Origin of the sequence: Deinococcus aquiradiocola (assembly GCF_014646915.1) — a bacterium.
In the GTDB taxonomy this organism is placed as follows: Bacteria; Deinococcota; Deinococci; order Deinococcales; family Deinococcaceae; genus Deinococcus; species Deinococcus aquiradiocola.
Genome location: NZ_BMOE01000006.1, coordinates 1 through 12802, shown reverse-complemented (window position 1 = coordinate 12802; position 12802 = coordinate 1). Strand labels below are relative to the sequence as shown.

The following is a 12802-nucleotide window of genomic DNA, read 5'->3' as shown; positions in this document are numbered from 1 at the left end:
TTTGTCAGGTGAGGGACGGAATTCAGGAGTGACAGGGATGCGGGCAGGGGAGAGGACCGGCTCAGTTCGTGACGCGCTCCAGGTAGATGCTCAGCGACTGCCGCACGTCCTGGTCCACGCGTTCCGCGAACTTGTGCATGCTGTGCAGCACGATCCCGGTCACGCCGACCGTGATGCCGCCCGACACCAGGAACGCCACGAGCACCGCGAGGCCCACCGGCAGGTTGCCGCTGACCATCATGGTGTGCACCAGGTACACGCTCAGCAGCAGCCCGATCAGGGTGCTGACGAGTCCCGGCAGGCTGAAGAACATCAGCGGGCGGCGGCGCGCCACGAGGCTCAGGAGCGCGTCGAGCACCTGCAGGCCGTGAATCATGGGGTTGCGCTTGTTGCCGTCCAGGTACTGGACGTTCACGGGCGCTTCCACCACGCGCAGTCCGGCGGGCCGGAACAGGAACTGCATCTCCGACTCGACCGACAGGTCCGTGCTCGTGAAGTGCAGCGCCTCCACGGCGGCGGGCGAGAAGGCCCGGAAGCCGCTCTGCGAGTCGGTGGTGTGCACGCCGCTCGCGATGTTCGTGACGGTGGTGAGCGTGTGCTGCCCCACCTGACGCCACGCGGGGATGTCGCTCTTGATGTCGAGGAAGCGCGAGCCGATCACGACGTCCGCCTCTTCGGCCAGGACGGGCGCCACCACGGCCGGAATGTCGCGCGCGTCGTGCTGCGCGTCACCGTCGAGGCACACCACCACGGCGACGTTCTCCAGGCGGCGGGCGGCCTTGAAGCCCGCGTTGAGGGCCTGCGCCTTACCCATGTTGAGCGGCTGGCGGACGACCATGGCGCCCGCCTTCTCGGCGAGGCTGGCGGTGCGGTCACTGGAGCCGTCGTCGACCACGATGACCTTGTCCGCGAACTGAAGGGTGGTAAACACCACGCTGGCAATGAACCGTTCTTCGTTAAATGCCGGGATCACGGCCACGATGCCCGTGGACCGAGGGCCGAGAAGTCCCGGCCGTTCCGTTTCTTTGATGTTGGTGTAATTCGTCATGCTTCCCCCCGGATCATGCCGTGCGGCTGGACCTTCGCCTCGTGTCTTCGTGAACTGAGGCAGGGCGGCGCGGTGCGGGCCCCCCTGCCTTCAGTGAACCTGCGGTCAGTGCGTGATGACGGCCGTGGCGGGCGCGCTGTCGTCACCCGCGATGCGGGCGCTGGCGACCGTGTTCTTGGTGCAGAGCGCACCGCCCGTCTGGGTGTTGAAGCCGTGCACCTCGCTGCCGCCGAAGTTCGTGACGACGCTGCAGGCGCGGTCGAGGGTGTTCTCGAGCGAGTCGGCGGAGGCGGTCGTGACGGCGTCCGCCGTGATGATGCCGTACCAGGTGAAGGTGCGGACATCGTCACCCTGGTTGAGCGGGGTGCTGTCGGGCGCCACGAACGCCACGCTCACCTGGCCGGTCTTGCTGCCGGGCGCGATGCTGCGGGAGGTGGTCTTGGCGGTGCTGCTGCGCGCCACGAAGCCGAAGGGGAAGGCCGTGGAAGCCGCGCCGTAGCGGGTGTTCATGAAGTCGGTGATGTTCTGGATGTAGCTCTCGCTGTACACCTGGAAGTCCGCCTTCAGGTTGGGGATGGTGGCGTCGCCGGTGTTCGGGTCTTCCACGCGGGTGTTGATGGGCGCGATGGTGCGGGCCTGCGCCTGATCGACGACCGCGCCGTCCTGGCGGGTCGCGCTGGCGAGCGACGTGTCCCCGACGTTGTAGCCGGGCACGTTGTAGCCGAGCAGCGTCACGTTCTTGTACGTGCTGCTGGTGCTGTTGCTCACGTCGAGCGTGGTGTACAGGTAACGGTTGGTGGCGTCCTGGAACGCGCCACGGATGACCGACTGCGAGATCGTGATGCCGGCGGGGCGGCTGAGCACCTGCGAGTCGAGTCCGGCCACGCCGTCCGCGACGGAGCTGGTCTTGACGGAGACCGTCATGTGGTCGGTGTTCACGTCGGTGAACGTGACGGCCGCGAAGCCCAGCACGACAGGCTGCGTGTCGGCGGCGGGGGTGGTCGTGGTGGTGGTGGTTTGACCGCAGGCGGCCAGTCCGGCGATCATCAGACTTCCAAGGACAAATCGTTTCACGTTGTTCCCCTCCATACGTCGCGGTCTCTTCCCCGAGGCTCCGCGTCGTGAATCCTTCCCTCGACAAGGGCGTGTGGCCCTTGTGCGTGGTGTGCTTCGGTCAGCCGCCCTGCCCGCCACCGAATCCGGTGCCGGGGAGCGTGCGGGTGAGTTCCTTCCATTCGCCCAGGCTTTCCAGCGTGGGGGTCTGGTACTCCTGCCGCACCTTCGGCTGCTCGTTGCGCTCTTCGACTTGACGCTCTTCGTTCATAATTCCCTCCCTGGGTAACGTGGTACGACGAAACGGTGGAATCGAGGTGTGACGTCCCGGCCCCATCAGGGCCTGATGAGAGTTCACTTCGTTGCTGTCGGGCGATGTGAGGCGGTTCGGAAGTGTGAATTACTCCACAGCCCTGATGAGGGTAACTGCACTTTAGGTCCTCCCGTCCCTCCCGTCAAGTGGCGATAAATGCCGTCCCGGCGCGGCTCCAGCCGCATTTTGGATTTACGTTTCTTTTACGCCCCGCGACGCCGTGTGGTGTGCATTTGGTGTGCCAGGGAACAGAAACCGTAAATCGGAAGACCCCGCCTCCACACCCCCACTCATGAAGGAAGATGAAGACACTCATGGTCCGCAGGTCCGCCGCTCACTCCGGTCCTCCCCGGGTCACCCGCCACTCCCCCCGGCGATCCGGCACGCCGCCCGCACGGCGCGTCAAGGAAATCCTCGGTGCAGACACGTTCGTTAACGTTTCCGACACATGCGGCAGGGCATCATCGTGACACTCGGACCGGCCACCGCCAGCACGCCGACCCCCACACCCACCCTCCCGGAGCGACCATGACCCACACTCCCCACACCGACCCGCCCACGAGTCTGCCGCAGCTCCTCACCGTCGTGATCGTCAGCTACGGCAGCCGCCCGGACCTCGAGCGCTGCCTGCCCACCCTGGTGCAGCACCCCGACCACACGCCGCGCATCCTGGTGATCGACAACCACGGGCACGACGGTGTCGCCGAATGGCTCACACAGCGCTGGCCGCAGGTCACGGTCCTGCGCAATCCCGCCAACACCGGGTACGCGGGCGGCAACAACCTCGGCCTCGCCCACACCTCCACGCCGTACGCCCTGATCCTCAACCCCGACACCGAGGTCTCGCCCGGCGCCCTCTCCCTCCTGCTGCGCACCGCGATCACGTACCCGGACGCCTTCATCACCCCGAAACTCGTGCAGCCGGACGGCCGCGTGAACGCCTGCGGCAACGAGATGCACTACACCGGCCTCACGTGGTGCCTGGGCCTCGGCGAGGCCCCGACCGCCTACGGCGGACTGCACACCGTGCCGCTGCTGTCCGGCGCGGCGATCCTGGCGCGCACGTCGTCGTTCGTGGAGCTGGGCGGTTTCGACGAGCAGTACTTCATGTACCACGAGGACACCGACCTCTCCCTGCGCGCCCGGCTGCTCGGGTACCGGCTGCTGTGCCAGGCGGACGCGTCCGTCACGCATCACTACACGCTCGGCATGACGCCCCGAAAGCTCCATTACCTGGAACGCAACCGCCTCCTCACCCTCTTCAAGACCCTGAGCGCGTCGACGCTCGTGCAGCTGCTCCCGGCCCTGCTGCTCACCGAACTCGCCACGTGGGCGTACGCGGTCCGCAGCGCCGAGTACGCCCGGCAGCGTTTCCGCGTGTACGTCTGGCTGTGGCAGCAGGCGCCCGGCATCCGCCGGGCACGCCGCGAGGTGCAGCGACGCCGGACCTGCAGCGACGCGGACCTGCTGGACGGCGCGGCCCTCACCCTGCCGTTCGCGCAGCTCACGGGCGGCCTCGCCAGCCGCGCGCTGAACGCCGTCACCACGCCCGTGTACGCCCTGCTGCGCCCGCTCTCCCTGCGGAGGCACGCATGAAGATCGCGCACGTCACCGCGACCTTCCCGCCCTACTGGGCCGGCACCGGCAACGTCGCGTACCACAACGCCCGCCTGCTGCACGAACGCGGACACGAGGTGGTGGTGTTCACGGCCAGCACCCCCAGGGACGCCGAGATGCAGTTCCCGTTCGAGGTGCGCCGACTGCCCGCCGTGTTCCGGATCGGGAACGCGCCGCTCACGCCGGGCCTCGTGTCGGCCCTGCGCGGCTTCGACGCGATCCACCTGCACTACCCGTTCATCTTCGGAGCGGAACTCACGGCGCTCGCCGCGCGCCGCTACCGCATCCCGCTCATGATCACGTACCACAACGACCTGCTCGCCGGCGGCGCGCGCGGCCTGATCTTCCGGGCGTACACGGCCACCAGTCAGCCGCTCGTGCTGCGCCAGGCGGACCTGCTGCTCGGCACGTCCCGCGACTACGCCGAGCACTCCTTCTTCAGCAGCACCACGCCGCGCGGCGCGAACTTCGCGGTCCTCCCGAACGGCGTGGACGTGCAGCAGTTCCTGCCCGGCACCCGCAGCGGCGAACGGTACGCGCTGCTGGTCGGCGGTCTGGACAGCGCGCACCACTTCAAGGGCGTCCGCGTCCTGATCGAGGCCGTGTCGCGCCTCCCGGACGCGCGCGCCGTGATCGTCGGGGACGGCGACCTGCGCGGCGAGTACGAGGCGCTCGCGGCACGCATCGCGCCAGGCAGGGTGCGCTTCGCGGGCCGTGTTCCGCCCGCGGAACTCGCACGCCTGTACGGCGAGGCGACCGTCGGCGTCCTCCCGAGCACCACGCAGGGTGAAGCGTTCGGCATGGTGCTCATCGAGGCGATGGCGGCGGGCGCGCCCGTGATCGCGTCCAACCTGCCGGGCGTCAGGACCGTCGTCGAGCACGGCCGTGACGGCCTGCTCGTCGAGCCGGGCGACGTGGACGGCCTCACGCGCGCCCTCGCGACGCTGCTCGGCGATCCCGGGCAGGCGCGCGAGATGGGCGCGCGCGGCCGGGCCAAGGTCCACCGCCTGTACGACTGGAACGTCATCGCGTCCACCCTCGAAGGCCTGTACGCGCAGGTGACCGCTTGAACGTCCGCACGCAGACCGCCCAGATGCAGGTGCAGACGGTCACGCGCCACCACCCGCTCGTCCCGGCGGTGGAGGGCGCCCACGAACTCGCGTGGTCGTACCTGCTCGACCAGGTGTTCAGCCGCGCCGCGCTCGCCGGGGTCGGCTTCCTGCAGGCGCGCCTGCCCGCTCCCGGCCTGGAGGCCGAGGCGGAACTGCGCGGCTGGCTCACCCCGGCGCACGCCGACGACACCGGGGTCGCCGCGCTCGACTTCCGCGGCGTGAACGAACACGACCTGAACGGCGCGCAGTGGGTGGCCGTGCTGCACGGCGGTCCGCTCGCCCCGCGCGCCCTGCGGGACGTGCCGCCCCTCCCGGCCCGCTTCACGCTGCAGGAATCCCGGTACCTGCTTACCTGGGGCGTCCGCGCCTGGGGGGCCGGCATTCGCCTGGCGTACCTGGCGCGCCGCCCGGACCTCGCGGACCGCGCGGGTTTCGCGATGCGGCGCTCCTTCGTGAGCGTGAAACGCGTGCCCGCGTACTACGTGCTCTCCATCTGGAGGCGCGCGTGACGGCCGCGGCCCCGTCGGCCGTCACGGCGCGCGTGACCGGCGCCGTGACGCGCCTCGACGCGTGGCTGCAGAGCATGCGTCAGGACGGCGGGTACGGCGGACCGGTCGCGCACTACTGGCAGAACCGGATGCTGTATGCCGGTCCCGGGCTCGACTGGCGGTACGAGGGCCTGCTGGTCGGGTACCACGCGCTGCATGTCCGGACGCGTGACGACGTGTGGCGGCAGCGGGCGATCCTCGCGGCCGAGGACCTCCGGCACGGTCAGGGCCCGGACGGCCTGTACCGCGCGTCCCGCTTCGAGATCAACCCCGGCACGCTCGGCACCCCGCACGAGGCCGCCGCGAGCCTGGGCCTGCTGGACGCGCTCGACAGCCTCCCGCACTCGGACGTGTACCTGCAGGTGGCGCGCGACAACCTGGACGCCGTGATCGCCGCGCTCTGGGACGGGCAGGGCTTCAACGACCACCGCAGCGTGAAGGGACGCGTCCCGAACAAGCTCGCGACACTCGCGCAGGCACTCCTGCGGCTCGCGGACCGGCTCGGACCGGCCGGAAGACCGTACCTGGACCTCGCCCGTTCGGCGCTCGACGACGTGCTGCGCTACCAGGAGCCCGGCGGCGAGGTCCATCAGTACGCGCCCGGCGCGGGCCGCGGCGACGGCCGGTACTTCCCGTTCTACAACGCCCGCTGCGTGGAACCCCTCCTGCTCGGCGCGCAGCAGCTCGGACGCCCCGAGTACGCCCGCGCGGCCGAACGGATCCTCGACCTGCTCGGCCGCTGGATGAACCGCGACGGCAGCTGGCCGCAGATCGTGTACGCGGGCGGACAGCGCGCCGAGTACCCGCGCTGGTACGCCGGGACGGCCGACATCCTGTACGCGCAGCACGTCGGCGGGCGCACCGTGCCGGACGCCGCGCTCGCCCGCCTGCTGGACGCGCAGCTCCCCAACGGCGCCTTCCCGACCGCGGAGGGCTTCTCGGCGCAGGTGACGCAGCGTCCCGGCCACACCGATCCGCGTGACCTGCTCGGCGTGGTCGGCTGGAACGACAAGGTGCTGCGCCTCCTCGCGCACCTCGTGGACGGCCCGGTCCCGGCGGCCCCGGCGGGCCTGCCGGCCGTGCAGCGGGACGCGGCATGGCTCGGCACGCCCTGCACCTTCCACGACGATCCCGGAGGCGTCCGCGTGACGGACCGTTCCGGCCACGAACTGTACCGCTGGGACCGCGGGACCGTGTGGGCTTCACAGACCGGCCAGGAGGCCGAACTCCGATGAAACACCTCAGAACCGCCGTCACCCTCACCGCGCTCGCGGCCTTCACGGCCCTGCAGCTGCGGCGCGGGCGGACCGGCACGCCCCCGGCACCCACCGACACCGCCGCACCACCCGCCCTCCCGGTCACTCCCGAACGCGTCAGCGTGCTCGTGCCGGGCTGGAAGGCCGCGAACGACCTGCCGCCCTTCATGGAGGCGTTCCGTGCCCTGACGCACCCGAACCTGCAGCTCGTGCTGTGCGTCGGCGGACCCGACGGCAGCCTCGAGCTCGCGCGCCGACTCGCGCCGGACCACGTGGTGCTGGAACAGCGGCCCGGCGAAGGCAAACAGAAGGCCCTGGAACGCAGCCTGGAGGAAAGCGACGGCGACGTGATCCTGCTCACCGACATCGACTGCCGCCTCACGGATGACGTGGTGCAGGCCCTGCTCGGCACGCTCCACGCGTCCGGCAGCGCCGCCGTGACCGGCGCGTCCATGCCGCTGCGGGCGCAGCTGAGCATCCCGCTCGTCCGTTCGCACTACGCGACCGAGGTGGCCACCCTGCCCGGCCGTGCGGAACCGGTGGACGGCCTGCTCGGCCGCAGTGCCGCCGTGCGCCGCGACGCCCTGAAGGGCACGCGCGCCTTCTCGGTCCCCGCACCGTCCGGCACCGACTACACCCTCGCGAAAGTCCTCGCGCAGGCCGGGCACCGCATCACCTTCGCGCCCGGACCGCGCATCGAGAGCGAGTACCCGGACACCGTCCGCGTGTACGCCCACAAGCAGGCGCGCTGGCTGCGGAACGCCTACCTGCTCGGCCGACGCTACGGCGCCGAGCAGGAGGTGCGCGCCGTGCAGCGGACGCTGGCCGTCCCGTTCGTGCTGAGCGGACTGCTGCTCGCCTCGCCGCTCTTCCCGCCGCTGGCCGTGCTCGCGGCCCTGCTGTTCGCGCACGCCGTGATCGGCCGCACCCGCCTTCAACGCCAGGCGGGCCTTGCGCCCAGCGTGCTCGGCAGTGCCGTACACACCGCCGGGGACCTGTGGGCGTCCCTCAAGGCCTGCCGCGACATCCTGCGCGGCCAGACGCCCTGGTGACGCCCCCACTGCATCCCGGGTGAAGGTCCCGTCGCCGCGCTTCCCCCCCACGTCCCTTCGCTGCTCACGTCGCGCCCCTGCCGTCCTCTCCTTCCCCTCCCCCCACAGGTGACACGTATGCGGAACCCTTCCCTCCACCCCGGTGTACACACGACCTCCCGTGCGGCGGCGCTCGCCGTCACGGCCGGCATGCTGCTCTCCTGGGCTGCCGCCGCGCCGCGCAGCGCCCCCACCCCGACCGCGACCGTCACGACCGCGCCCAGCCCGGTCAAGGCCACCCCGACCGCCCCGATCCACGACGCCCTCCCGGCCGGCCTGAAGATGCAGTACCACGGGACCGTCCCGCTCGCACAGCTCGCGGCGGGCGCCGTTGGACACGGCACCCTGCTGTACACGCACGTTCCGTCCGGCGAGGTGCGGCTCGCCGTGCAGCTCGACCACCCGCAGGGCGGGAACGCCACCGCCCGCGTGTACGACACCTCCACCCTGAACGGCCCGTCCGTGCCCGCCACCGTGACGGGCGACACCGTCACCCTGCCCGCCACGCTCAAACCCGCGCTCGTCATGACGGCGCACGGCGGCTGGTGGGTGCGCAACGAACGCCCGAACTACGCCCTGGACGTCCACGTGTACGGCCAGGCGTACGCCATGTGGGGTCAGGCGTACGACCCGGCGCGCGGCCCAATCGGGTCCGGCGCGCGCATCCGCCCCGGCGAGGCGGCCGTCGACGTCCGCGTCCGCCCCGACGCGAGCGGCCTGCCCGGCTGGGACGACCGCCGCCTCCTGCCGGACTTCGGGACGAGCGGGTACATCCGGTACAACTACGCCGAACGCAAGTGCGTCACGCCGACCACCCTGAACCTCGGCGTGACACCCGAATGGCCGTTCCTGGCCGCGCAGGCCGCGTACGAACAGCCCGCCGGACAGCTGCGCGGCCCCGTCGGCGTCGACTGGACCCGGGGCCGCGTCACGCACTTCGCGGAACTCGTGGCGGTCCGCAACCAGAACTGCGCGTACGCGCTGTACAGCCTGAACGCCGCCCGGAACGGACGGAACCTCACGGACTTCGAGTCGCCCTTCGCGTTCTACGACCTGTCCGGCCAGGGCGACGGCCACCCGAACATGATCCTGCGCACCGAACGGTACTTCCCGCTCGACCGGTACTCCACCGGCGTCGACGCCCGCCTCAGGGGCAACACCATCCCGCAGGACTTCCAGACGGTGCGCTACTCCTGGCGGAACGCGCCGGGCGACCAGCGCTGGAACTACAAGATCGAAGTGCAGGGCTCCGCCCCCTACACCGGCACGAACCGCGTCGCGGGCGGTACCGTGACGGTCGACACGCCCACGTACGAGGCATACCCCGCCTGGGTGACGGACCGCGCGTGGCCCGTCGTGACCTTCGTCGCCACCGAAAGCGAACGCCTCACCCCGAAATCCTCCGAAGGCATCTACACGTACTCGCCGCGCGAACTGGGCCTCCCGTACCTGCTCGGCACGACCGCCACCGCCGACCCCGGCGCGTTCGGCCACATCCCCGACGGGTTCCGCGGCGAGTACCGGTACACGACGACCTCCAGGCCGCAGCTGTACCTCGGCAGCGTCGACGGACGCGTGCACCTGCTGCACGCCGAGGGCGGCGCGTGGCCCGTCACCCAGGGCCAGCAGCTGCAGGTGCACGCGATCGCGGGCAGCGCGTACGTGAACCACTGGCGCCTGCAGGACCGCGGTGAGCGCGTGCAGGAACTCGCGCGGCTCGGCTCGACCGTCCTGCTCCTCTCGGACGGCAAACTCAGCGTCACCCGCACCAGCGCACCCCAGGCCCGCTGGACCGGCACGCCCCCCACCGACGCCGCCAGCTGGCGCGCCTTCCGCGCCGTCACCGGCGACCGCATCGACCAGCCCGCCCCGGACCTGCAGGCGTGGTTCACGGGACAGGCGAACGCCAGCACCGCCCGCCAGGTCCGCACGTACCTCGGCGTGCAGGTCGGTGAACTGCACGCCCTCCCGGACGGCGCACAGTTCGACCTCACCGTCCGTGACGACCGCCGCGCGAGCGGCGCGCTCACGGTTCCCGCACTCGACACCCTGAACCCGGGCCGCTACACCGTGACCGTCACGCCCGCCGGCTGGACCGTCACCGCCCAGACCCCGCCCCGACTCGAGGGCGAGGCGTCCGCATCCGGCCTCACCCTCAACACCCCCGGCTGGCTGAACGTCACCCTCCGCAACACCGGCTCGCAGGTCTGGAGCGGCCCGGCGACCCTCCGCGTGAACGGTACGTCCGTCCACGAATGGCCGACCCTCGAAGTGCCCGGCAGCGCCGAACGCACGTACCGGATCGCGTGGACGCCCACCCGCGCCGGACAGTCCGCGGTGATGCTGCACGCCGGAACCCGTGACCTGCAGCTCGGCATGGCCGACCTTCCACCCGGCGACGCGCGCCTCACGGACCCCGCCGCCCTCTTCCAGGGTGCGCGCCGACCGGGCCTCACCGTCCTCCTGCTCAGCGTCCTGCTGGCCCTGGCGAGCGTCGCCGGATGGCGCGTGTGGAGCCGCGCGTGAAGCGCCTCTCCGCGCTCGGCACGCTGGCCTTCCTGACCGGCGCGTACTTCGTCCTGCGGTACCTGGGCCTGTGGTCCGAGAACGACACCGCCGTTTTCCGCCAGATGATCTTCAACATGCAGCAGGCCGCCACCATCGACCCCCCCAACCCGTACACGCACGGGTACGCGTACCAGGCGCTCGCGTCCACCCTGCTCGGCCTGACCGGCCTGACCCTCAAGGACTACCTGCAACTGTACAGTCCGGTCCTCGGCTCGCTGCTCCTCGCCCTGTTCGGGTACGTCACGTACGCCCGCTACCTCACGAGCCGCACCCAGGCGCTCGTGGCGGCCAGCGTGCTGTTCCTCGTCCCGGAACTCCTCTTCACGGTCCTGCGCGGCAACCACGAGAAGTTCACGGTGACGCTCACCCTGCTCGCCGCCCTGCTGTTCCTGCGCCTCCTCACCCCGCCTCCCGGCGCGTCGCCCGTCACGCACCGCGTCACGTGGGGCGCCGCGCTGGCCCTGTGCTTCTTCGCGCTGAATGCGCTCAACCTGTTCTTCGGCTCGACTTTCCTCATCTCGCTGACGCTCACCCTGCTGATCCTGCTGATCGCGAACGTCCCGCTGCACCTGCGCCTCACGCGCACCTTCTTCCTGACGGCCGCCGCCGTCGTCCTCGGCGGCTGGTGCCTCGTGACCCTCGACCTGCTGTACGTGTACCCGCCCGCCCGCAGCGACTTCTCGCTCCTCACGACCGCGTCGCAGAAACTCCTGGACCTGCTGAACTTCAAGTCCGCGACCTTCAACCCGTACACCGCCATCCAGAGCGACTGGAGCAACCCCGTCCTCTACCAGTTCGTGACGGCGTTCCGCTGGGTCCTGCTCGGCTCCGCCGTCCTGAACACCCTGCTGGAGTTCCGCGCCTTCCGCCGCGCCCCCGGCGCGCCCGACTGGACGCGCGTGTTGATGGCCGGCTTCTTCGCCGCGTCCCTCGTCCAGCTGGCCGCGGCGGTCGGCGTGGACCTGCTCGGCCTCGCGGCCGGGTCGAACCTCCAGGTGCGGCTGTACTCGTACGTGGTGCTGTGGGCCGCGCCGCAGTTCGTGCTGTTCGTGGTGCGTGTCTCGCGCCGCATCACGGTGCCGGGCGGGCCAGCCGTGAGGGGTGCGGCCCTGCTCGCGGTGTTCGCGGTCCTGCTGTCGAGCAGTGTCCTGAAGAGCACCCTCGACCCGGTCCTCAGCAACCGCTGGCTCGGGTATCACCCCTCGGAGATCCAGGCGGTACGCACGTGGACGCAGCACTCGCAGAGCAGCAGCATCTGGGTCGGCATCGATACCCGGATCGTGTTCGCGTACGTGGCAGAGTCGGGCGTGTTCGTCCCGCGGTTCAACAGCCTGTCGGCCAGTCCTGCCGAACGCGTCGGCTCCGGCTTCGCTCTTCAAAGCCCGCTGACCCTCAGCAACAACCGCATCTGGAACCTGCCACTGCCCGAACTGCTGCTGGGCGACCGCATCTACGACAACGGCACCTCGCAGATCCTCTGGCGTCACCCACTCACTCAGTTTCAGAGGTAGGACAAGAATTGGGAGTGGAAAGGGAGGGTGCACTGGAGTGGCCTTGGTGTACCCCCCTCATATTGGACGAAGCTGGTGAGCGTCATTCGGATCTCTCCCGTTGGAGCACAAGGGCTTCCCTTGTGCGCTCCGGAAAGCGAGGATGACCTCTGAACGCAGGAACCTTTACCGAAGAGCAGATCGTTGCCCTCCTCCAGAACGCTCAGAAGGGCGAAAAAACCGTGGAGGAGCTCTGCCGCGACCTCGGATGCAGTACCGCGTCCTTCTCCACCTGGAAGAAGCGTTACGGCGACGCCAGCGTCGCCGAAGCCAAACGGCTGAGACAACTGGAACGCGAAAACGACCGTCTCCTCAACATTGTCGGACAGCAGCGTCTCGAGATCGAAGGAATGCGGGAGGTCCTGGCAAAAAAGCGCTGACGGCTTCCGAGCGCCTCTGAGCCGCACACGCCATGATCGAACACGGTGTCCGGGTCCACCGGGCGTGCGAGTTACTCTCCGTGCCACGCTCTTCATTGACGTACCGGGCGCATCCCAGACACGACGAGACCCTTCCAGCACGGATCAAAGCCACCTCATACAGTTTTGAGATAAACTGAGTCCATCAAAGCGACTGAGATCATCCCCCACCTGACCCTGGAAGAACTGCGTGAGCGGTTCAAGACCGCCGCCACGCACGACGAACG

General features: G+C 70.0%; 11 protein-coding genes. 8 read left to right on the top strand and 3 right to left on the bottom strand.

Going from position 1 to position 12802, the window contains the following annotated elements:
• Positions 1 to 61 precede the first annotated feature (61 nt).
• The 3 genes from IEY33_RS10000 to IEY33_RS09990 all read right to left on the bottom strand — a co-directional run bounded on the left by IEY33_RS10000 (position 62) and on the right by IEY33_RS09990 (position 2372).
• Positions 62 to 1048: a glycosyltransferase family 2 protein gene (locus IEY33_RS10000; RefSeq protein WP_188963012.1), complete on the bottom strand. Its 987-nt coding sequence runs from the start codon at positions 1046 to 1048 to the stop codon at positions 62 to 64.
• Between the two features lie 105 nt (positions 1049 to 1153).
• Positions 1154 to 2122 carry a hypothetical protein gene (locus tag IEY33_RS09995; RefSeq protein ID WP_188963009.1) on the bottom strand — a complete coding sequence of 323 codons (969 nt, stop codon included), beginning with the start codon at positions 2120 to 2122 and terminating at the stop codon, positions 1154 to 1156.
• A gap of 100 nt (positions 2123 to 2222) precedes the next feature.
• Positions 2223 to 2372, bottom strand: a complete 150-nt coding sequence (locus IEY33_RS09990) for a hypothetical protein (RefSeq protein WP_188963007.1) — start codon at positions 2370 to 2372, stop codon at positions 2223 to 2225.
• A gap of 570 nt (positions 2373 to 2942) precedes the next feature.
• Here IEY33_RS09990 and IEY33_RS09985 point away from each other — a divergent pair.
• The 8 genes from IEY33_RS09985 (at position 2943) to IEY33_RS09950 (ending at position 12536) form a co-directional block, all read left to right on the top strand.
• A complete protein-coding gene (locus tag IEY33_RS09985) occupies positions 2943 to 4010 on the top strand; it encodes a glycosyltransferase family 2 protein (RefSeq protein WP_229670921.1) in 1068 nt (355 codons plus the stop codon).
• Positions 4007 to 5101 carry a glycosyltransferase family 4 protein gene (locus IEY33_RS09980; RefSeq protein WP_188963004.1) on the top strand — a complete coding sequence of 365 codons (1095 nt, stop codon included), beginning with the start codon at positions 4007 to 4009 and terminating at the stop codon, positions 5099 to 5101. The genes IEY33_RS09985 and IEY33_RS09980 overlap by 4 nt, the downstream gene beginning before the upstream one ends.
• A complete protein-coding gene (locus tag IEY33_RS09975) occupies positions 5098 to 5652 on the top strand; it encodes a hypothetical protein (RefSeq protein ID WP_188963002.1) in 555 nt (184 codons plus the stop codon). Before IEY33_RS09980 ends, IEY33_RS09975 begins: the two co-directional genes overlap by 4 nt.
• A complete protein-coding gene (locus IEY33_RS09970; protein WP_188962999.1) occupies positions 5649 to 6926 on the top strand; it encodes a YyaL domain-containing protein in 1278 nt (425 codons plus the stop codon). The genes IEY33_RS09975 and IEY33_RS09970 overlap by 4 nt, the downstream gene beginning before the upstream one ends.
• Complete coding sequence (locus IEY33_RS09965; RefSeq protein WP_188962998.1) at positions 6923 to 7999, top strand: glycosyltransferase family 2 protein; 1077 nt, start codon at positions 6923 to 6925, stop codon at positions 7997 to 7999. Before IEY33_RS09970 ends, IEY33_RS09965 begins: the two co-directional genes overlap by 4 nt.
• 117 nt (positions 8000 to 8116) lie before the next feature.
• Positions 8117 to 10564, top strand: a complete 2448-nt coding sequence (locus IEY33_RS09960; RefSeq protein ID WP_188962995.1) for a hypothetical protein — start codon at positions 8117 to 8119, stop codon at positions 10562 to 10564.
• Positions 10561 to 12117, top strand: coding sequence for a hypothetical protein (locus tag IEY33_RS09955; RefSeq protein ID WP_188962992.1), 1557 nt, complete (start codon positions 10561 to 10563; stop codon positions 12115 to 12117). The genes IEY33_RS09960 and IEY33_RS09955 overlap by 4 nt, the downstream gene beginning before the upstream one ends.
• Before the next feature lie 149 nt (positions 12118 to 12266).
• Positions 12267 to 12536, top strand: a complete 270-nt coding sequence (locus IEY33_RS09950; protein WP_188963321.1) for a transposase — start codon at positions 12267 to 12269, stop codon at positions 12534 to 12536.
• Positions 12537 to 12802: the final 266 nt, after the last annotated feature.